This window comes from Thermus sp. (assembly GCF_039793865.1).
Classification (GTDB): Bacteria; Deinococcota; Deinococci; order Deinococcales; family Thermaceae; genus Thermus.
Map to the genome: position 1 here is coordinate 1 of NZ_JBAMMI010000087.1, position 19654 is coordinate 19654.

Sequence of the window (19654 nt, forward strand, 5' to 3'; positions counted from 1 at the left end):
ACTTAGCCTCCCTCGCGGCGCTTTTGGCCGTGGCGGCCACGGCCGAGGCCTCCGAGAGGCCCCTCTTCCTCGCCCTGGTGGCGGCGGAGGGGCTCGTTATGGGAGCCCTCTTCCTCTGGCTTAAGGGCTTCCCGGAAAGGCTCTTCTACGAGCTTCAGGGGCCCTTCTTGGAGGTCCAGTACCCCTTGGGGAAGCGCCAGGTCCACCGCTCGGAGGTGGTGGCGGCGGGCCTCACGGCCTACGCCCTGCCCCTCCTCGTCTTCGGCCCCAACGCCGCGATGCCCGGCTACTACCGGGTGCCCTTCCGCCTGAGGACAAAAGCCTTTCCCCAGGGGTTTCCCGTGGAGGCCTTCGTAGGGGCGAGGCGGGGGGAAGGGGTGCTCCTGGTCCTCGAGGACGGCACGGGCCTCCTCCTGAACCCGGAGGACCCCCGGCCCCTCCTCGCCTGGAAAGAGGAGGGATGAGAGAGGCTTTCCCCGCTGGCGGTGAAGCGCACCCACCCGGGGCTCGTGGGACGCTCTGAAGTCCTCCTCCAACCTCTGGCCCCGGTGGCGGGTATAGTCAGGGAGATGGGCTTTCTGGTGCTTTCCGGCCTCTCGGGGGCGGGCAAGACCACGGCCCGGGGGTTTCTGGAGGACCTGGGCTATTTCATGGTGGACAACCTCCCCCCGGGCCTCTGGAAGCCCCTTCTGGAAGAGCTCGCCGCCCGGGGGGTGGAGCGGGCGGGGGTGGTGCTGGACGCCCGGGCCCTGGCCTTCTTCGGCGACCTGGAAGGGATCCTGGAGGCGCTTAAGCCCACGGTGATCTACCTCGAGGCCCGCCCCGAGGTCCTCCTCCGCCGCTACAACCTCACCCGGAGGGTCCACCCCCTGGGGGCGGGGAACCTCATGCGGGAGATCTGCGAGGAGCGGAAGGCCCTCGCCCCCTTGCGGGAGCGGGCCCACCTGGTTCTGGACACCTCCGAGCTCTCCCCAAGGGCCCTCAAGGAGGCCCTGGCCCGGTTTCTGGGGGAGGAGGCGGGCTTCACCCTGAGGCTCCTCTCCTTCGGCTTCAAGTGGGGGCCGCCCCAGGAGGCCGACCTGGTCCTGGACGTGCGCCCCCTGCCCAACCCCCACTACGACCCCGCCCTAAGGCCCAAAACCGGCCTGGACCCCGAGGTGAAGGCCTACGTCTTCCGCGAGGAGCAGGAGCCCTATTACCGGGCCCTCCTCGCCGTGGTGGGCCTGGCGGCGGAAGGGGCGAAGCGGGAGGGCCGGGCCTTTTACACCGTGGCCGTGGGGTGCACCGGGGGGCGGCACCGGAGCGTGGCCGTGGCGGAAAGGCTCGCCGAGGAGCTTTCAAGCCGCTTCCGGGTGGAGGTGAACCACCGGGATGTGGAGAAGGAGGCCTAGCCTGGCAAAGCGCTTCCCCGCCTTGCGCTGGCTGTACCCGGGGATGCGGGTCAAGCGCTACGCCGCCCTCGCCGGGCTGGGAGCCCTGCTGCTCTCCTGGGGGCTAGGCCCCCTCTTCCCGCCCCCTCCCCTTCCCGGCCCCCTCCTCTCCCTCCTCGGCCTCGGCCTCCTGGCGGGGGGCATCCGGGCCATGAACCGGAGCATGCTCGCCGCCTTCACCCGGCCCGAGGAGGTCCCCGAGCGGGTCTACGTGCGCCGCAAGCTGGAGGCAGGCCCCAGGGTGGTGGCCTTCGGGGGGGGCACGGGCCTCTCCCGGGTCCTCAAGGGCCTAAAGGAACACACCGCCCACGCCACCGCCATCGTGGCCGTCACCGACGACGGGGGGTCCACGGGGCGGCTCAGGCTAAGCTTTGGCCTACCCGCCGTGGGGGACCTGGTAGACTGCCTCTCCGCCCTCTCCGACCACCCCGCCCTGCCCCGGCTCCTCGCCTACCGCTTTGACCGGGGAGAGGTGCGGGGGCACACCTTCGGCAACCTCTTCCTGGTCACCCTGAACCAGGTGGCCGGGGACTTCGCCGAGGCCATCCGGGAGGCCAACGCCATCCTGAACCTGAGGGGCCAGGTCCTGCCCGCCACCCCCGAGGCGGTGCGCCTCAGGGCCCGCTTCCAGGACGGGGCTGAGGTGGAGGGGGAGGTGGCCGTCCGCGCCCGTGGGGGCCGGATCCGGGAGGTCGCGCTGGTCCCCGAGCCCCAGGAGGTGATGCCGGAGGCCCTCCAAGCCCTCCGCCGGGCGGACCTTGTTGTGCTGGGACCAGGAAGCCTCTACACCAGCGTGATTCCCAGCTTCCTTCCCCGTCCCCTCAAGGAAACCCTGGCCCGGGCCAAGGCGCCTTTGGTCTACGTGGTGAACCTCATGACCGAGCCCGGGGAGACCGACGGCTACACCGCCTACGACCACTACAAGGCCATCGCCTACCACCTGGGCCGAAGACCGGAGATGGTCTTGGTCCACACCGCCCCCATCCCCGAGGAGGTGCGGGCCCGCTACGCCCGAGAGGGCCGCCACCCCGTGGCCTTTGACCCGAGGCCCTTCGCCGTAGACGGGGTCCGGGTCCTCGCCGGGGACTTCCGGGAGGAGGGTCCCCTGGCCCAGCACGACCCCAGGAAGGTGGTGAAGGCCCTCCTTTCCCTGGTATAAAGGTGGGCGTGCTCTTTCTCTTCCAGGACCCTTTAGGGGACGACCGGGGCCTGGCCTACCAGTACCCCCAGGCGGGCCTTTACCAGGAAGCGGGAGAGGGCTTCGCCGACCTGGTGGCGGTGGGGGGGGAGGGGCGGGAAGGGCGTCTTCTACTCAAGATGCGCCTTGCCCGCTACCCCAACCCCCTGGGAGGCCCCTTGGGCTTCAGCCTGGCCACGGTGGTCCTCTTTCTGGACACGGGAAAAGGGGGGAGCGAGGAGCTGGTCCCGGGCCTCAAAACCCCCCCAGGAGAGGGCTGGGAGGTGGGCTTCTTCCTCACGGGGTTCGGAGGGGAAGGGCGAACCCCTTCCGGAGAAAAGGCCCCTGCCAGGGCCTGGCGGGAAGGGGAGTGGGTGGTGCTGGACACCGGCCTCTCCCCAGGGAGGTACGGAATCTACGCCGGGGTGGGCCTTTTTGACCCCTTCGCCCCCGGGTACCTGCGCCCCACGAGCCCTTCCGGGGGCCCCTGGACCCTTACCGCCTCCTCTGGGGCCCCGCCCCTCGTGGACCTCCTGGCCGAACGCCCCCTGGACCAGGTGCGGGCCTATGAGACCGGGGTTTTGAAGCCCCTGAGGCCTCGAGGGCTTTCCTTGAGGAGGGAAAGCCTCTTGGCCTTCGCCCTGGGCGGGGTTTCCCTGCTCCTCGCCTTTCTCCTGCGGCGCTAAGGACCCCCAGGTGGCGCTAAAGGGGGCGGAGGTCCTCCAGGAGGAGCCAGCCCACCCCTTGGGGTAGGGCCTCCAAACGGACCTGCAGGGCTTCGGCCACCGCCTCGGCCAGGGGCTTCAGGGCCTCCGGGGGCTCCTCGGTGAGGAGGAGCAGGGTGAGCTGGTAGAAGCGCTGGGTGTGGGTGGGGGTGCCGTCGGCGAAGAAGGGGGTGGGGGGCGGCACCTCGCCCAGGAGGAGCCTCGCTCCCAAGAGCTCCCCGGGGAGGAGGGCCCTCGGGTCCAAGGGGGCCTCCTTGGGGTGCCAGAGGTAGCCCTGGAAGAGACGGACCGCCCGCATGGCCCCTAGCCCACCTCCTCCAAGACCTCCCCCTCCAGGAGGTAGCGCCGGGGGAGTCTCCGGGAAAGGTGCACCGCCACCTCGTAGGGGATGGTCCCCTGGGCCTCGGCCCAGGAGAGGAGCCCCGTGGGGCCGAAGTCTGGGGAAAGGACCTCAAAGACGGCCTCGAGGCCCACGGGCCCCGGGAGGAGCACCGTGGTCTGGTCCATGGAGATCCGCCCCGCCACGGGGCAAAGCTCTCCCCCGGGCCCACGGACGAAACCCACCGCCCCCCGGGGAAGCCCGTCGGCGTAGCCCACGGGCAAGGTGGCGAGCCACTCCCCGCCCCGCGCCACGTACTCCCCGCCGTAGCCCACCCGGTCCCCGGGCCTCAGGCGCTTCACCAGGGTGGGCCGGGCCAGGATCCGGAGAACGGGCCTCAAGCCAAAGCCCGGGATAAGGCCATACAACGCGAGGCCCACCCGGGCGTTCTCCCCCCCGTGGAGGAGGAGGCCCATGGAGTTCTCCAGGTGGTAGAAGTACCCTTCCCCCAGGGCCGCCCGCACCTCCTGGAAGCGCCGCCTCTGGACCTCCACGAAGGCCTCGTCCTCCCCGGCGGTGGCCAGGTGGCTGTAGACCCCCTCCACCCGCACCCCAAGGGCCTCCACCGCGCGGAGGGCCTCCTTAGCCTCTTCCCAGCGGAAGCCCACCCGGTTCATCCCCGTGTCCACCTTGAGGTGGGCCCTGGGGAGAAGGCCTAGGGTCCTCGCCCTCTGGGCCAGGGCTTCCGCGGCCTCGAGGGTGGAGAGGCTCGGCATGAGCCCCCACCGCAAGGCCTCCTCGGCCTCCAGGGGGTGGAGGCTTCCCAGAAGCAGGACCTCCCCCCTCACCCCCCCCTGCCTCAGGGCCCGCCCCTCGGCCAGGGTGGCCACGGCGAAGCGGCCAACCCCCTTCCCCTCCAGAAAGCGGGCGATGGGGGGGGCCCCGTGCCCGTAGGCGTCGGCCTTCAGCACGGGGATGACCTCCTGGCCCGCCCGCTCCCGAAGGAGGCGGTGGTTCTGGAGGAGGGCGCCCAGGTCCACCTCCACCCAGGCCCGGGCTTCCACGCCCACCAGGATACCCCGGCCTGAACCCGAAGGGCGGGGTTGCCACCCCGCGCGGGCCCACGCCAGCACGGGCGGTATCAGTCCTCTAGAAGCCCCACGAAGCGGTGGGGGTCGGGGTCCAGCCGGAACTTGCGCCGGTCCAGATGGGCAAGGAGGGCCTCCAGGCGCTCGGTGGTCCCCCTAAGGAGCAGGTGGTAGAGGTAAAACCCCTTCACCCGGGGGACCGGGGCGGGGGCCGGGCCCAGGACCTCTCCCTCCTTGGCCACGCCCTCTAGGGCGGCCCTTAGGGCGAAGGCGGTCTCCAGGGCCCTCTCCTCCCGGCGGTGGCGCACCTCGAGCTTCACCATGCGCACCTTGGGAGGATAGTCTAAGGCCTCCCGCAGGGCCTTTTCCACCCAGGGGAAGGCCTCCACGCTTCCCTCCAGGAGGCCTTGGTGGGCGGGGTGGTCGGGGGTGTAGGTCTGGAGGACAAGGAGAGGGCGCCTTCCCGGCCTGAGCTCCGCGAGGGCCCAAAGAAGCCGGTGGTAGCGCTCCGCCGCGCGAAAGTCGCTCTCGTAGAGGAAGCCGTCGGCGTAGGGCAAAAGGACGAGGGCGAGCTCGGGCAAGGTGGGCCCCCGGAGGAGGGCCGTGGTCCCCACCACCACCCCGGGCTCCCCCTTAAGGAGGGGGGTGAGGTCGTCCTTGGCCTCCTTGGCGTAGCGGAAAAGGGGAAGGGAAAGGCGCCCCTTCAGGTCCTCCCAAAGCCACTCCAGCCCGGGCCCCTTGGGCTCCAGAAGGGGGGATTGGCACCGGGGGCAAAGGGGGGGCGGGGGCTCTTCGTGGCCGCACTGGTGGCAGAGGAGGCGGCTTGGGCGGTGGTAGCGCAGGGGAAGGGCGCAGTGGGGGCAGGTGGGCTTGTAACCGCAGTCGGGGCAGAGGAGGAAAGCGCTGTAGCCCTTCCGGGGCGCCAGGACTACCGCCTGCCTGCCCCGCTCCTCCACCTGCTTTAAAAGGGCCAGGGCCCTTCCCGCGAAGGGGTAGCCCTTTTCCCGCCTGAGGTCCAGGAGGAGGACCCGGGGCCTGGGCACGGGAAAGGTGAGGCCGGGCCGCTCCAAGACCTCCACCGCCGGCACCAGGGAAAGGTAGGTGAGGGGAACCCCCAGGAGCCTGGCCCGGAGCTCGGCCAGGGGAGGAACGAAGGCCCGGCTCCCCGAGGGAAGCTTGTAGCTTTCGCTTCCCTCCTCCACCACCACCAAGGAGCGAGGGGTGAAGGGCAGGAGAAGCCCCCCGTAGGTGGCGAAGACGAGGCCTTGGGGGTCGCGGAAAAGGGCCTCCCGCTCCAGGGGAGAAAGCCCGCCGTGGTAGGCCCGGGCCTCGGGGAAGAAGGCGAGAAAGCGTTGGAGGAGGCTCACCTCGGGGAAGAGGACCAGGTGGTCCCCCTCGGCCACCAGGCCCTTCAGGAGGCGGAGCCTTTCGGCAAAGCGCCCCCCGTTCACGCGCCCGGGGCGCTCGGGCAGGGAAAGGGGTTCCAGGGAAGGGCCGGAAGGACGGGGCTTTGGGGGAGGGCCCTGGCCGATGTACCCCTCCAGCAGGAGGCGCTTGACCTTCCCCACCCCTACCCCCGCCGCCCGGGCCAGGGCCGCCTGGCTTTCCGCGTGGCCCAGGGCCCGCAGGACCTGGAGCACCCGGTCCATCTCGGGGTCGGGGTGGGCCTCCCTTAGGGGAAGGAGGACCCTTCTCCCCTCCTTGAAGGCCACCTCCTCCTCCAGGACCCCCGCCTCCCGCAGGAGGTCCAGGAGCTTGGGATCAAAGCCCTTGGCCTCCTGCCATTCCGTGAGGGCCTCGAGGCCCCGGGGAAGCACCTTGGGGTCGGTCCCCGGGTAAAGCCGCACCCGGTGGCGCACCTCCGGAAAAGGGGGCAAGAGATCCGCCAGAACCTGGCCCAAGGGAGCGAAGAGGTACCGGGCGGCCTCCTCCAGGAAAGCGAGCTCCTCCCGGCGCAGGTAAGGCCTTGGGTCCAGGTAGGCGATGGCGTGGCGCAGAGCGTGCCCCCTAGGGGCCTCCTCCTCCCCCACCACCACCCCGAGGCGCACCTCCCCCCGCCAGGGCACGGCTACCCGCCGCCCCACGGCCTCCCCTTCCCCCTCCAAGGGGGGCAGGTAGCTCATGGGGGGCAAGGGAAGGGGGAGGGCCACCCGGAGGGCCCGCATACCCCTAGGATAAGGGCGTGCGCCTGGCGGTGCTCTTCTCGGGGGTGGCCCTCTACAGCGCCCTTTACGCCGTGGTCCCCCTCCTTCCCCTCCTGGAACGCCTCTTCCAAGCTTCCCCGGGGGCGGCGGGGCCCGGGATGGGCCTGCCCCTCCTCCTCCTCGTCCTCCTTTCCCCCTGGGTGCCCAGGCTTTCCCTTCCCCCCGGCATCCTCTTGGGCGGGGGGCTTCTTTTGGTGGGGCTAGGGGGGGTCTTGGGGGCCGTAAGCCAAAGCCTCCTCTTTTGGACCCTCTTCCGCCTCCTCCAGGGGGTGGGGGCGGCCCTGGTGCCCACCCTGGCCATCGCCCTCATCCCCCTCCTCTTCCCCCAAAGGGCCCTGGAGATGGCCGGGGTCTATATGGCGGGCAACGTCCTGGGCGGAGGGTTGGGCCGGGTGCTGGCCGGGCTTCTGGCCGAGGCCCTGGGGGTGCGGGAGGCCCTTTTTCTCCTCTCCCTTCCCGCCCTGGGCCTGGGGCTTCTCCTCCTCAAGGCCCCGGGCGGGCTACCCTCCCTGGGAACACCCCGGTACGAGCTTCGGGCCTGGCGCCTCTACCTGGTGGGAAGCGTCCTCCTCTTCCTCAACCTCTTCCTGGCCAACCTCCTTCCCTACCGCCTCCTGGAGCTGGGCTTCCGCCCAGGAGGGGTGGGGCTCGTCTATCTGGCCTACCTCTTCGGCATCCCGGGAAGCGCCCTCTCGGGGGTGCTGGCGAGGCGGTTTGGGGCGGTGGCCACCTTCCGCCTGGCCTTCCTCGGGGTGCTCTTGGGAATGGGCCTTCTCCTCCTGAAGCCCCCCTATTTGGTCCTGGGCTTTGTGCTCCTGATGGCCGCCTTGTTCACCGCCCAGAGCCTGGCCTCGGGGGCCGCCGGGCGGCAGGGAGCGGGGGTGAGCGGCGCCTACGTGGCGAGCTTCTACCTGGGGGGCACCCTGGCCGGCCTCCTCTACCCCTTCTTCCTGGGGAACTTTGCCCTGGCCGTGGGGGTGGGGATGGTCCTGGCCCTCCTCGCCCTCCTCCTCGCCCCCCTTCGGTAGCATGGGCCCATGGAGGTTCACGCCGCTGACCAGTACTTGGTGGCCCCCGGGGAGGCGGGCCTCCTGGAGGTCTACGAGGCCCTGCGGGGCACGGGGCTTTACCCTCCCTTCCCGCCGGTGGAGCTTCCGGGGGGGGTGGGAGGGCTTGTGGCCCGGGGCGGCTTCGCCCAGACCTTTTTCTTCCCCGGGGAGGTCCTGGGCCTCACCTTCCGCACCCCCAAGGGCCGGGTGGTGCGGGCGGGAGGGGTGGTGGTGAAGAACGTCCAAGGCTACGACCTGGTGCGCCCTTTCGTGGGAAGTTTTGGGCTTTTGGGGGAGGCCTTGGAGGTGGTCTTCCGCCTGCGGCCGGGGCGGGCCTCTAGCTTCCTCCGCCGCCCCTGGGAGGGGTCCTTTCCCAGGCTCACCCCTTTCCCCCGCTTCCTCTTCGCCCTGCGGGAAGGGGAGGAGGCGTGGCTTTACGCCTTCCACTTCGGGCACGAACGGGAGGTGGCCCGCTTCCGGGAGGCCTTCGCCGGGGAGGAGGTGGGGCCTTTGGACCTCCGCTCCCTCTTCCCCTCGGGGATGGGGGTGGGGGAGGGGCCCCTTTGGGACCCCCGCTTCCCCTGGAGGGACGGGGGAGAGGCTCCGCCTCCCCCGGAGGCCTTCCTCCGCCTGGCGGAGGCCCTCTAGGGCCACCCCATGAGGCCTACGGGCCCGTTCCAAGTCTTGGCGAAGGGCTCGCGCCAAAGGGGTATCCTTTAAGGGATGGAGGCGCTGGAACGGGAAGCCCTAAAGGCGATCCAAGAAGCCCGGGACCTCGAGGCCCTAAAAGCCCTCCGCGCCCGCTACCTGGGCAAGAAGGGCCTCCTCACCCAGGAGATGAAGGCCCTGGCCGCCCTGCCCCTGGAGGAAAGGAGGGCCCGGGGGCAGGTCTTAAACGCCCTCAAAGAGGCCCTGGAAAGGGCCCTCGAGGCCAGGGAGCGGGCCCTGGAGGAGGAGGCCCTGCGCCGGGCCCTGGAGGCCGAGCGCCTGGACGTCTCCCTGCCGGGGGCGCGCCTTTTCCCCGGAGGCCTCCACCCCATCACCCTCATGGAGGGGGAGCTCGTGGAGATCTTCCGCGCCCTGGGCTACCAGGCGGTGGAGGGCCCCGAGGTGGAGAGCGAGTTCTTCAACTTTGACGCCCTGAACATCCCCGAGCACCACCCGGCGCGGGACATGTGGGACACCTTCTGGCTCACCGGGGAGGGGTTTAGGCTGGAAGGCCCCCTGGGGGAGGAGGCGGAGGGGCGGCTCCTCCTCAGGACCCATACCTCCCCCATGCAGGTCCGCTACATGGTGGCCCACACCCCCCCCTTCCGCATCGTGGTCCCGGGCCGGGTCTTCCGCTACGAGGAGACGGACGCCACCCACGAGGCCGTCTTCCACCAGCTGGAGGGCCTGGTGGTGGGCGAGGGGATTAGCATGGCCCACCTCAAGGGGGCGATCTACGAGCTCGCCCAGGCCCTCTTCGGCCCCGACTCCAAGGTGCGCTTCCAGCCCGTCTACTTTCCCTTCGTGGAGCCGGGGGCCCAGTTCGCCGTGTGGTGGCCCGAGGGCGGCAAGTGGCTGGAGCTGGGTGGGGCCGGGATGGTCCACCCCAAGGTCTTCCAGGCGGTGGACGCCTACCGGGAGCGCCTCGGCCTCCCCCCCGCCTACCGAGGGGTCACGGGCTTCGCCTTCGGGCTTGGGGTAGAGCGGCTCGCCATGCTCCGCTACGGGGTCCCCGACATCCGCTACTTCTTCGGGGGCCGGCTCAAGTTCCTGGAGCAGTTCAAGGGGGTTCTATGAAGGTGCCCTTCTCCTGGCTAAAAGCCTACGTGCCCGAGCTGGAAAGCCCCGAGGTCCTCGAGGAGCGCCTGGCGGGCCTGGGCTTTGAGACGGACCGCATGGAGCGGGTCTTCCGGATCCCGAAGGGCGTGGTCTTCGCCCGGGTCCTGGAGGCCCACCCCATCCCCGGCACCCGGCTCAAGCGGCTGGTCCTGGACACGGGGCAGGCGGTGGAGGTGGTCTCGGGGGCGGAAAACGCCCGCAAGGGGATCGGCGTGGCCCTGGCCCTCCCGGGCACGGAGCTTGAAGGCCTCAAGGTGGGGGAGAGGGTCATCCAGGGGGTGCGCTCCTTCGGCATGGCCCTCTCCCCCAGGGAGCTCGGGGTGGGGGAGTACGGCGGGGGGCTTCTGGAGTTCCCCGAGGACGCCCTCCCCCCCGGCGCCCCCCTGGCCGAGGCCTGGCCGGAGGAGGTGGTGCTGGACCTCGAGGTCACCCCGAACCGCCCGGACGCCCTGGGCCTTTTGGGCCTCGCCCGGGACCTCCACGCCCTGGGGTACGCCCTGGTGGAGCCGGAGGTGAACCTAAAGGCGGAGGCCATCCCCCTCCCCTTCGCCCTCGAGGTGGAAGACCCCGAGGGCGCCCCCCACTTCACCCTGGGCTACGCCTTCGGCCTCAAGGTGGCCCCAAGCCCCCTCTGGATGCAGCGGGCCCTCTTCGCCGCGGGGATGCGCCCCATCAGCAACGTGGTGGACGTGACCAACTACGTGATGCTGGAAAGGGCCCAGCCCATGCACGCCTTTGACCTGCGCTTCATCGGCGAGGGAATCCTGGTGCGCCGGGCCCGGGAGGGGGAGAGGCTCAAGACCCTGGACGGGGTGGAAAGGGCCCTCCACCCCGAGGACCTGGTCATCGCCGGGCGGCGGGGGGAGGAAAGCTTCCCCTTGGGCCTCGCCGGGGTCATGGGCGGGGCGGAAAGCGAGGTGAGGGAGGACACGGAGGCCATCGCCCTGGAGGTGGCCTCCTTTGACCCCGTGGCCATCCGCAAGACCGCCCGCCGCCACGGCCTTCGCACCGAGGCGAGCCACCGCTTTGAGCGGGGGGTGGACCCCCTGGGCCAGGTCCCCGCCCAGCGGCGAGCCCTAAGCCTCCTCCAGGCCCTGGCCGGGGCGCGGGTGGCCGAGGCCCTCCTGGAGGCGGGAAGCCCCGAGCCCCCAAAGCCCATCCCCTTCCGCCCGGACTACGCCAACCGCCTCCTGGGCACGTCCTACCCCGAGGCCGAGCAGATCGCCATCCTCAAGCGGCTCGGGTGCCGGGTGGAAGGCGAAGGCCCCCCCTACCGGGTCACCCCGCCGAGCCACCGCCTGGACCTAAGGCTCGAGGAGGACCTGGTGGAGGAGGTGGCCCGCATCCAGGGGTACGAGACCATTCCCCTTTCCCTTCCCGCCTTCTTCCCCGCCCCCGACAACCGGGGGGTGGAGGGGCCCTACCTAAGGGAGCGGCGCCTCCGCGAGGTCCTCGCCGGGCTCGGCTTCCAGGAGGTCTACACCTACAGCTTCATGGACCCCGAGGACGCCCGCCGCTTCCGCCTGGACCCCCCCCGCCTCCTCCTCCTCAACCCCCTGGCCCCGGAAAAGGCCGCCTTAAGGACCCACCTCTTCCCCGGCCTGGTCCGGGTGCTGAAGGAGAACCTGGACCTAGACCGGCCAGGGAGGGCCCTCCTCTTTGAGGTGGGCCGGGTCTTCCGGGAGCGGGAGGAGACCCACCTCGCGGGCCTCCTCTTCGGCGAGGGGGTGGGCCTCCCCTGGGCCAAGGAGCGGCTTTCCGGCTACTTCCTCCTCAAGGGGTACCTCGAGGCCCTCTTCGCCCGGCTGGGCCTCGCCTTCCGGGTGGAGGCCCACCCCTACCCCTTCCTGCACCCCGGGGTCTCGGGGAGGGTATGGGTGGAGGGGGAGGAGCGGGGCTTTTTGGGGGAGCTCCACCCGGAGATCGCCCGGGCTCTGGAGCTTCCCCTGGTATGGCTTTTTGAGCTCCGCCTGCCCCTGCCGGAGGCCCCCTTCCGCTTCCGGGACCCTTCCCGCTACCCGCCGGCCTTCCGCGACCTGGCGGTGGTGGTGCCCGAGGCCACCCCCTTCGGCGAGGTGGAGGCCCTCCTCCGGGAGGCCGCCGGGCCCTACCTGGAGAGCCTGGAGCTCTTTGACCTGTACCAGGGCCCGCCCCTAAAGGAGGGGGAGAAAAGCCTCGCCTTCCACCTCCGCTTCCGCCACCCCGAGCGCACCCTCACCGACGAGGAGGTGGAGGAGGCCCTTGAGCGGGTGGTGGCCGCCCTAAGGACCCGGGGCTTTGACCTCAGGGGGTAGACTCAGGGCATGCTCACCTGGGTGGACCTCCTCGCCCTCCTGAGCCTGGCCCTGGGGATGGCCCTGGGCCTTAGGGCCGGTCTTCCCCTGGCCTTCGCCGGGGCGGGCCTTCTCCTCTACCTCCTCCTGGCCCAGCTCGGGCTCTCCGGGGCCGGGTGGGGCCTGGGCCTTGGCCTCCTCGCGGGCCTTCTCGCCAAGAGCCTCCCCCTTCCTCCCCTTCCCCGGGGCCTCGAGGCCCTCCTCGGCCTCCTCGGGGGCACCCTCCTTGGGCTTTCCCTGGCCCTGGCCCTCTGGACAGGCTTCCCCTGGGAAGCGGTGGGGGGAAGTCTGCGCTACCCCTCGGTGAACCTCCCCACCCCTATCTACCAGGGGGTAAGCGGGAGCCCCTTCGCCCGGGAGGCCTTTCGCCTGGCCTGGAAAACCCCCTGGCTGAAAAGGGCCCTCGCCCTAGAGGGCCAGCACCCGCGATAGGGCGAGGAGGCCCCGGCGGATGTCCTTCCTGCGCTCCACCGCCTCCTTGAGGGGAGTGAGCTCCACCTCCCCCTCCACCTCCCCCACCATGACCCCGCTCGTTCCCCCGGCCAGGGCCTCCACCGCCGCCGCCCCCAGGCGGCTCGCCAGAATCCGGTCCTTGGCCGTGGGGCTTCCGCCCCGCTGGATGTGCCCGAGCACCGTGACCCGGGCCTCCACCCGAACGTGTTCCTGGATGGCGGAAAGAAGCCCCGCCGCCCCTCCGGGGTAGGCGCCCTCGGCCACCACCACGATGGAGCTGGACTTCCCCCGCTTCTGGGACTCCAAAAGCCCCTCGGCGATGGCCTTGGGGTCCACGGGCTCCTCGGGAACGGCGATGACCTCCGCCCCCCCGGCGAGCCCCACGTCCAGGGCGATGAAGCCCGAGCGGCGCCCCATGACCTCAATGAAGAAGACCCGCTCGTGGCTCGCCGCCGTGTCCCGAATGCGGTCAATGGCCTCCAAGGCGGTGTTCACCGCCGTGTCAAAGCCGATGGTGTAGTCGGTGCCGTAGAGGTCGTTGTCTATGGTGCCGGGAACCCCCACCACCGGCATTCGGAACTCCTCTATGAGGCGCATGGCCCCGCGGAAGGTGCCGTCCCCACCGATGGCCACCAGGCCCTCAATCCCCGCCGCCTTAAGCTTCTCGGCGGCCCTGGCCCGGCCCTCCTCGGTGAGGAACTCCTGGCTCCTCGCCGTGAGGAGGATGGTCCCCCCTCGCTGGAGGATGTTGGCCACGTCCCGCACCCCCAAGGGAAGCATCTCCCCCTGGATCATGCCGGCGTAGCCCCGGCGGATGCCGATGACCTCTACTCCCAGGGCGTAGGCCTGGCGCACCACCGCCCGGATGGCGGCGTTCATGCCCGGGGCGTCCCCCCCGCTGGTAAATACCCCGATTCGCTTCATGGCTCCTCCACGCTAAGGCGGTAGGCCTCGTTCCGCGGCACCCCCGCCGCCACCAGGGCCCGGAAGAGGGCCTTTCCCGAAAGCCCCTGGGCGCGAAGCCGCCTCAAGAGCTCCGCCCCTTCCGGAGGCGGGGCCTCTTTGGGTCCCAGAACCAGCACGAACTCCCCCTTGGGCTCAAGAAAACGCTCCAGGGCCTCCTGCAAGCTTCCCCGAAAGACCTCCTCGTGGACCTTGCTGATCTCCCGGGCCACGGCCACGGGGTGCCCTGGGCCGTAGACCTGGGCCAGGTCCTCCAGGGTTCTCCTCAAGCGGTGGGGGCTCTCGTAGAGCACCGCGGTCCTCCCCTCCCGGGCCAGGGCTTCCAGGCGCTCCTTCCGCTCCCTGCCCCCTTTGGGAAGGAAGCCCTCAAAGGTGAAGCGGTGGGTGGGCAGGCCCGAGGCCACCAGGGCGGGGATGAGGGCGGTGGGGCCGGGAAGCGCTTCCACCCGCCAGCCCCATTCTAGGGCCAGGCGCACGAGCTCGGCCCCGGGGTCGGAGATCCCCGGGGTGCCCGCGTCCGTGGCGTAGGCCACGTAGCCGTAGGGGGCGAGGAGCTCCCGGGCCCGGTGAACCGTGTGCTGGTCCAGGCGCAGGGTGGGGGTGGGGATGCCGTAGTGCTTGAGAAGGACCCCGGTGCGCCGGGTGTCCTCGCAGGCCACCACCTCGGCCTCGCGGAGGACCCGGAGGGCCCTCAGGGTGATGTCCTCCAGGTTGCCGATGGGGGTGGGCACCAGGACCAGGCGCACGCTAGAGGAGAGGCTTGAGCATTTTCAGAGCCTGACGGAAGGGAAACTCGTAGAGGGAGCCGGAGGGCAGGGTGAACTCCAGGAGGTCCGGGGCCCCAGGGAAGAAGATGCGCCGCAGGGCAAGAGGCCCCTGGTCGCTTTCCAGGTGCACGGTGAGGTAGTCGGGCTCCCAGTTAGGCTCGTCCTCGGCCTCCTCGGGGGGCTCCTCCCCCATCCCTTCCTCCAGGCGGCGCAGGGCCTCCGCGAGTTCCGCCTTGGCCACCCACACCTCCTCCTCCAGGGCCCCGTCGGAGAGGCGGAGCGCCACCTCCTCCCCTTCGGAGAAGGCCTCGAGGCCAAAGAGGGGCTCCTCCCCCTCGGGCACCTCCACCACCTCCAGGGCGCCGTCGGAGAGGAGGCGGAGGACCGCCCCGCAGGCCTCGCAGTCCACGAGGTCCCCCACCTCGTACCCTTCTAGCTCCAGGGCCTCGCCGCAAACCGGGCAGACCATGCGCACCCCCCTGGATTCTAATGGGGCCGGGGCGCCCCCGGCCCAGAAAGCGCCCTTCGGCCTCTAGCCCCGGTAGCGGGCCATGGCGGCCCGGACCTCCGCCAGCGCCTCCTCCCGGCCGCGCCAGCCCGTGACCTTGACCCACTTCCCCTTCTTGGCCTCGAGGGCCTTGTAGGTCTCAAAGAAGTGCTGGATCTCCTGCTTCACCCCCTCGGGGACGTGGGCGATGTCCTGGATGTGGTCCAGGCGCTGGTCCTCGTGCACCACCCCGATGACCTTGGCGTCCCCGCCCTTCTCGTCCTCCATGAGGAGGAGGCCCACCACCCGCACCTCCACCACCACCCCGGGAAGGAGGGGGTAGGTGGAGAGGACCAGGCCGTCCAGGGGGTCCCCGTCCTCGGCCAGGGTGGAGGGGATGAAGCCGTAGTCCCCCGGGTAGAACTGGGCCCCCGGCAGGACCCGGTCCAGCCTGATGGCCCCGAGCTTGGGGTCGTACTCGTACTTGTTGCCCGAGCCGCGGGGCACCTCAATGACCATGTGGACCACCTCGGGGGCGCCCTCACCCACGGGAAGGCTCTTCAGGTCGGCCATAGCCTACCCATTATACGAGGGCTTCCGGAAAGTCCGTGACCAGGGCGTCCACCCCCCAGGCCGAGAGGGCCTGGGCCCGGGCCCTTTCGTTCACCGTCCAGGCCAGCACCCGGTAGCGGGCCTTGAGCCTTCGCACCTCCCCTTCGGTGAGAAGGGCCTCCCAGGGGTGGACCCAGGCCACCCCGAGGCAAGGGGCGAGCGCCAGGGCCTCGGGCTTCTCGTAGAGGAGGCCCAGAGGCCCCACTCCGAGGCGCCCCAGGCGTACCAGGGCCAGGGGGTCAAAGGAGCTCACCCACACCTGCGGGGAGGGGTACCGGGCCAGGAGGCGGGCCAAGGCCTCTTCCCGGCCGTCGGTCTCGGGGGGAAGGCTTTTGAGCTCCACGTTGATCCAGGCCCGGGGAAAGGACCTCAGGACGGCCTCGAGGGTGGGCACGTAGGGCGGAAGCTCCCTTAGGGTGAGGGAGGCCAGGGGGACGCCCTCCAGGGCGAAGTCGTGGTGCACCACCAGCACGCCGTCTCGGGTGAGGTGGACATCCAGCTCAAACCCGTCCAGGCCGGCCTCGAGGGCCTTCCTGAAGGCCTCCAGGGTGTTCTCCCGCACCCCCTGGGCGAGCCCGCGGTGGCCTAAGCGAAGGGGCATGGAAGGGAGTATACAATGGGGCCATGAGCAAGTATGAAGAGGCTCTTTCCCGCCTCGGCGAGCGGGTCCTCGCCCGCCTGGAGGGGCCTGGGGGTCTGCTTGCGGTCACCGAGGGTCACCTGGTCTTCGTGGGCGAGGGCGGGGTCCGGCAGGTGGAGCTCGCCCGCATCCGCCGCATCGCCCGGGCGGAGGGCCAGGCCCTCAAGGTGGAAGGGGAGGGGGTGGGCCTGGAGATCCCCCTCAGGGCCTTTCCCCTCGAGGAGCTCAAGGCCTTCCTGGAGGGGCTAAAGCCCCACGTGGCCCGGGCCCGCAAGGGCACCGCCGCAAGGCCGGAGGCGCCGCCCCCCCCACCCCCGCCTTCCCCCCCTCCCTCTCCCTGGGAGGAGGAGGCCCGGCCCCAACGGGACTCGGTGGAGCTCGCCCCCGAGCCCCGGGCCGTCCCCGAGCCCCCCAGGGAGTCCCCCTCCGAAGGGGCCACAAGGAGGCGGAACCCTTTGGCCCTGCCCCTCAAGGTCCTCGCCCTCCTCACCCTGGGCTACACCGTGGCCTTCGCCGCCCTGAACCCCGGGGCCGATCCCTGGGCCCTGGCGGGGGTGGTCCTCGGGGGGCTGGGCCTGGCCTTGACGGAGTGGTCCTTGGCTACCTCCTCGCGGTAGCCCTCCTCGGCCTCCTGGCCCTCTGGCCCAAGGTAGTTCCAAGGCCTGCCCCCGTGGAGGTGGTGGCCCTGGCCGAGGTCTCCTTCACGCCCCCCACTCCCCAACCCATAAGCCTCAACCAGGCGAGCCTCGAGGAGCTCGAGGCCCTGCCCGGCATCGGCCCCGCCCTGGCGCGGCGCATCGTGGAGGGCAGGCCCTACGCCAGGGTGGAGGACCTCCTCCGGGTGAAGGGCATCGGCCCGGCCACCCTGGAGCGGCTCCGCCCCTACATCAGGCCATGAGGGCCCTCCGCGCTCCCGGGGTGGCCCTGGGCCTCGGGGGGCTTCTCGGGGCCCTGGGCCTCCAGGCGCCCTGGGCCCTCCTCCTCGCCCCTCCCCTCCTCCCTTGGGGCCGGCTTCCCCTGGCCCTCGGGGCCGCCCTGGTCCTCCTCCGGGGCCTCCTCTTCCCCCTCCCAGAGCCCCCCTACGGGCTCCGGCTGGAGGGGAACTTCGCCGTGCGGGAGGGCTTCACGGAGTGGGAGGGCCACCGCCTGCGCTTAAAGAGCTTTCCCCCCCTGGCCGATGGGGTGTACCGCCTCCAGGGCTACCTGGCCCCGCCCGAGCCCCGGCGCAACCCCGGGGGGTTTGACGAGCGGGCCTGGCTCCGCTCCCTGGGGGTGCGGGGGGTGTTTCACGTGGAACGGGCGGAGGCCCTGGCCCCCCTGCCTGACCCCAGGGGCCCCTGGCGGGCCCGCCTCGCCGCGGGCCTCTCGCCCCCGGCCAAGGAGGTGGTGGAAGGGGTGGTCCTCGGGGACAAGGGGGGCCTCGAGGCCCTCTACCCCCTCTTCCAGCGGGCGGGCCTCGCCCATCTCCTGGCGGCCTCGGGGCAGAACGTGGGGGTCCTGGCGGGAAGCCTGGTCCTGGCCCTCTTCCCCCTGGGGCGCTTCCGCTACCTCGCGGCCCTGGCCCTCCTCCCCCTCTACCTCTACCTGGCCGGGCCGAGCCCTTCCCTGGTGCGGGCGAGCCTCATGGCGGGCCTGTCCCTCCTCGGCCTCTTCCTGGGGCTTGGGGGGGCCGGGGTGCTCCAGGCCCTGGGGGTGGCCCTCTTCCTCCAGCTCCTCCTCCTGCCCGAGGCCCTCCTCGGTCTTGGCCTCCAGCTCTCCTACCTGGCGGTGCTGGGCCTGGCCCTGGTCCTCCCGGCCCTCAGGCTTCCCCCCGGGGCCCGGGGCTACCTCCTGGGAAGCCTGGCGGCGGGCCTCGCCGCCCAGGCCTTCCTCCTCCCCCTCCTCCTCCACCACTTCGGCTTCCTGCCCCTCCTCTCCCCCCTCACCAACCTCCTGGCCCTCCCCCTGGTGGCCCTCCTGGTGCCCCTGGGCTTTCTCAAGCTCCTCCTCGGGCCCCTCCTCGCCCCCCTGGTGGAGCCCCTGGCCCGCGCCCTCCTGGCCCTGACCGAGATGGCGGCATCGGGCCCCCTCCTCCGCTGGGGAGGCATCTCCCCCGAAGGCTTCGCCCTCTACTGCCTGGGCCTCCTTCCTCTCCTCCTCGCCCTCCACCGCCTCCTCCCCTGGCGGCGGGCCCTCCTCCTGGCCTCCCTTCCCGCCCTCGTGGCCCTCCTCGCCGCCTGGCCCAAGCCCCTGGACCTCTTCCTCCTGGACGTAGGCCACGGGGACGCCCTCCTCGCCCGGATGGGCGGGGCGGAGGTCCTGGTGGACGGGGGTAGGCCGGAGAAGGGAGAGGTGGTGGTGCGGGCCCTCAGGGCCCTCGGGGTGGAGGCCCTGGAGGTCCTGGTGGCCACCCACCCCGACGCGGACCACTACGGGGGGCTCCTCCGGGTGGTGGAGGAGGTCCCCGTGGGCCTCGCCCTCCTCTCCCCGGCCTTTCCCCAAGACCACCCCTTGGTGCGGGCCCTAAGGAACAGGGACATCCCCCTGCGCTTCCCGGTGGCGGGCACGGCCCTCGCCCTGGGACGGGGTAAGCTCAAGCTGCTCTGGCCCAAAGCCCTTAGCGGGGACGACAACAAAGACGGCCTGGTCCTCCTCCTGGATTTCGGCAAGGCCCGGGCGCTGCTCCTTGCCGACGTGCCCGAGGAGGTGGAAAGGGCCTTGCCGGTAGGCCCCGTGGAGGTCCTAAAGGTGAGCCACCACGGGTCCCGGACTGGCACCTCCGAGGCCTTGCTGGACAGGGCCCGTCCCCGGGTGGCCCTCCTCGGGGTAGGCGGGAACCCCTTCGGCCACCCCCACCCCGAGGTGCTGGAGCGCCTTCAGGCCCGCGGCGTCCAGGTCGCCCGCACGGACCGCATGGGGGCGGTGCGGGTCCTCTTCGGCTACGCCTGGTAGCCGAGGCGCCGCAGGAGGCCCTCCAGCTCCTCCAGGGAGCGGTAGTGGATGACCACCCGGCCCCGCCTTCCCCCCGCCACCCGCACCAACAGGCCCAGGTGCCGGGAAAGCTCCAGGGAGAGGGGGGAGGCCTCCTTGGGCCTCCCCTCCCGGCTGAGGCGCTCCCTGAGGGCCTCCCCCTGCCGCACGGAAAGCCCCTTCTCCAGAATCTCCCTAAGCCCCCAAAGCCGGTCCTGGGGTTCCAGCATGAGGAGGGCCCGGGCGTGCCCCGCGGTGATCTCGCCCCTTTCCAGGGCCTCGAGGACCTCCTCAGGAAGCTGGAGGAGCCTCAAGGCGTTGGCCACGGTGGAGCGGGCCTTGCCCACCCTCTTGGCCACCTCCTCCTGGGTGAGGCCCATGGCCAAAAGGGCCTGGTACCCCCGGGCCTCCTCCACCGGGGACAGGTCCTCCCGCTGGAGGTTTTCCACCAGGGCCAGCTCCAAGGTCTCCTGGTCGGTGAGGTCCCGCACCACGGCGGGAACCTCGGAAAGGCCCGCCATCTGGGCCGCCCGGAAGCGCCTTTCCCCGGCCACCAGCTCAAACCCCTCCCCCTTAGGACAGACTTGACCGATATGCGGCTCCTGGGGTAAAGAAGGGGCATGACCCTGCG

The 19654-nt window shown here is 71.3% G+C and carries 21 protein-coding genes; 12 read left to right on the forward strand and 9 right to left on the reverse strand.

The window, feature by feature from the left end; genetic code table 11:
- The 4 genes from ABJK26_RS08120 to ABJK26_RS08135 all read left to right on the forward strand — a co-directional run.
- The coding region (locus ABJK26_RS08120) for a hypothetical protein (RefSeq protein WP_347241779.1) at positions 1–464 on the forward strand (464 nt) is incomplete at its 5' end.
- A gap of 105 nt (positions 465–569) precedes the next feature.
- Positions 570–1391, forward strand: a complete 822-nt coding sequence (gene rapZ / locus ABJK26_RS08125; RefSeq protein WP_347241780.1) for an RNase adapter RapZ — start codon at positions 570–572, stop codon at positions 1389–1391.
- Positions 1372–2589 (forward strand): gluconeogenesis factor YvcK family protein, encoded by a 1218-nt coding sequence (locus ABJK26_RS08130; protein ID WP_347241781.1) that lies wholly within the window; start codon positions 1372–1374, stop codon positions 2587–2589. Before rapZ ends, ABJK26_RS08130 begins: the two co-directional genes overlap by 20 nt.
- A gap of 8 nt (positions 2590–2597) precedes the next feature.
- Positions 2598–3293: a glucodextranase DOMON-like domain-containing protein gene (locus tag ABJK26_RS08135; RefSeq protein WP_347241782.1), complete on the forward strand. Its 696-nt coding sequence runs from the start codon at positions 2598–2600 to the stop codon at positions 3291–3293.
- A 16-nt stretch (positions 3294–3309) separates the two neighbouring features.
- Here ABJK26_RS08135 and ABJK26_RS08140 read toward each other — a convergent pair whose 3' ends face one another.
- From ABJK26_RS08140 to ABJK26_RS08150, 3 genes are all read right to left on the reverse strand, one after another.
- Complete coding sequence (locus ABJK26_RS08140; protein WP_347241783.1) at positions 3310–3630, reverse strand: DUF3208 family protein; 321 nt, start codon at positions 3628–3630, stop codon at positions 3310–3312.
- A gap of 5 nt (positions 3631–3635) precedes the next feature.
- Complete coding sequence (gene alr, locus ABJK26_RS08145; RefSeq protein ID WP_347241784.1) at positions 3636–4715, reverse strand: alanine racemase; 1080 nt, start codon at positions 4713–4715, stop codon at positions 3636–3638.
- 77 nt (positions 4716–4792) lie between these two features.
- The gene (locus ABJK26_RS08150) at positions 4793–6904 is read right to left on the reverse strand and encodes a primosomal protein N' (RefSeq protein WP_347241785.1); all 2112 of its coding nucleotides are present in this window, start codon (positions 6902–6904) and stop codon (positions 4793–4795) included.
- A gap of 17 nt (positions 6905–6921) precedes the next feature.
- Here ABJK26_RS08150 and ABJK26_RS08155 point away from each other — a divergent pair, with 17 nt between their 5' ends.
- The 5 genes from ABJK26_RS08155 to ABJK26_RS08175 all read left to right on the forward strand — a co-directional run bounded on the left by ABJK26_RS08155 (position 6922) and on the right by ABJK26_RS08175 (position 12584).
- Positions 6922–7971 carry an MFS transporter gene (locus tag ABJK26_RS08155; protein ID WP_347241786.1) on the forward strand — a complete coding sequence of 350 codons (1050 nt, stop codon included), beginning with the start codon at positions 6922–6924 and terminating at the stop codon, positions 7969–7971.
- A gap of 9 nt (positions 7972–7980) precedes the next feature.
- On the forward strand, positions 7981–8640 hold the full coding sequence (locus ABJK26_RS08160; RefSeq protein ID WP_347241787.1) for a DUF5639 domain-containing protein: 660 nt from the start codon (positions 7981–7983) through the stop codon (positions 8638–8640).
- A gap of 84 nt (positions 8641–8724) precedes the next feature.
- A complete protein-coding gene (gene pheS / locus ABJK26_RS08165; RefSeq protein WP_347241799.1) occupies positions 8725–9777 on the forward strand; it encodes a phenylalanine--tRNA ligase subunit alpha in 1053 nt (350 codons plus the stop codon).
- Positions 9774–12113 carry a phenylalanine--tRNA ligase subunit beta gene (gene pheT, locus ABJK26_RS08170; protein ID WP_347241788.1) on the forward strand — a complete coding sequence of 780 codons (2340 nt, stop codon included), beginning with the start codon at positions 9774–9776 and terminating at the stop codon, positions 12111–12113. The genes pheS and pheT overlap by 4 nt, the downstream gene beginning before the upstream one ends.
- A 9-nt stretch (positions 12114–12122) precedes the next feature.
- Positions 12123–12584, forward strand: a complete 462-nt coding sequence (locus ABJK26_RS08175) for a hypothetical protein (RefSeq protein ID WP_347241789.1) — start codon at positions 12123–12125, stop codon at positions 12582–12584.
- Here the strand turns inward: ABJK26_RS08175 and pfkA are convergent.
- The 5 genes from pfkA to ABJK26_RS08200 form a co-directional block, all read right to left on the reverse strand.
- Positions 12561–13529 (reverse strand): 6-phosphofructokinase, encoded by a 969-nt coding sequence (gene pfkA / locus ABJK26_RS08180; protein WP_347241790.1) that lies wholly within the window; start codon positions 13527–13529, stop codon positions 12561–12563. The two genes, ABJK26_RS08175 and pfkA, sit on opposite strands and share 24 nt — an antisense overlap.
- Positions 13526–14314 carry a 16S rRNA (cytidine(1402)-2'-O)-methyltransferase gene (gene rsmI / locus ABJK26_RS08185; RefSeq protein WP_347241791.1) on the reverse strand — a complete coding sequence of 263 codons (789 nt, stop codon included), beginning with the start codon at positions 14312–14314 and terminating at the stop codon, positions 13526–13528. The genes pfkA and rsmI overlap by 4 nt, the downstream gene beginning before the upstream one ends.
- 1 nt (position 14315) lies before the next feature.
- Positions 14316–14804 (reverse strand): TFIIB-type zinc ribbon-containing protein, encoded by a 489-nt coding sequence (locus ABJK26_RS08190; protein WP_347241792.1) that lies wholly within the window; start codon positions 14802–14804, stop codon positions 14316–14318.
- Positions 14805–14867: 63 nt separating this feature from the next.
- Positions 14868–15395: an inorganic diphosphatase gene (locus ABJK26_RS08195; RefSeq protein WP_347241793.1), complete on the reverse strand. Its 528-nt coding sequence runs from the start codon at positions 15393–15395 to the stop codon at positions 14868–14870.
- Positions 15396–15405: 10 nt separating this feature from the next.
- Complete coding sequence (locus tag ABJK26_RS08200; protein WP_347241794.1) at positions 15406–16035, reverse strand: glycerophosphodiester phosphodiesterase; 630 nt, start codon at positions 16033–16035, stop codon at positions 15406–15408.
- A 23-nt stretch (positions 16036–16058) separates the two neighbouring features.
- Between ABJK26_RS08200 and ABJK26_RS08205 the strand changes: the two genes are divergently transcribed.
- From ABJK26_RS08205 to ABJK26_RS08215, 3 genes are read left to right on the forward strand one after another with little or no spacing between them, the layout of a single operon-like run.
- Positions 16059–16691, forward strand: coding sequence for a YcxB family protein (locus ABJK26_RS08205; protein ID WP_347241795.1), 633 nt, complete (start codon positions 16059–16061; stop codon positions 16689–16691).
- Positions 16664–16972 (forward strand): ComEA family DNA-binding protein, encoded by a 309-nt coding sequence (locus ABJK26_RS08210; RefSeq protein WP_347241796.1) that lies wholly within the window; start codon positions 16664–16666, stop codon positions 16970–16972. Before ABJK26_RS08205 ends, ABJK26_RS08210 begins: the two co-directional genes overlap by 28 nt.
- Entirely contained in the window at positions 16969–19005 is a 2037-nt protein-coding gene (locus tag ABJK26_RS08215) for a ComEC/Rec2 family competence protein (protein WP_347241797.1), read from the forward strand. Before ABJK26_RS08210 ends, ABJK26_RS08215 begins: the two co-directional genes overlap by 4 nt.
- Here the strand turns inward: ABJK26_RS08215 and ABJK26_RS08220 are convergent.
- A partial coding sequence (locus ABJK26_RS08220; protein ID WP_347241798.1) for a ParB/RepB/Spo0J family partition protein occupies positions 18993–19654 on the reverse strand: 662 nt, incomplete at its 5' end. The genes ABJK26_RS08215 and ABJK26_RS08220 overlap by 13 nt on opposite strands.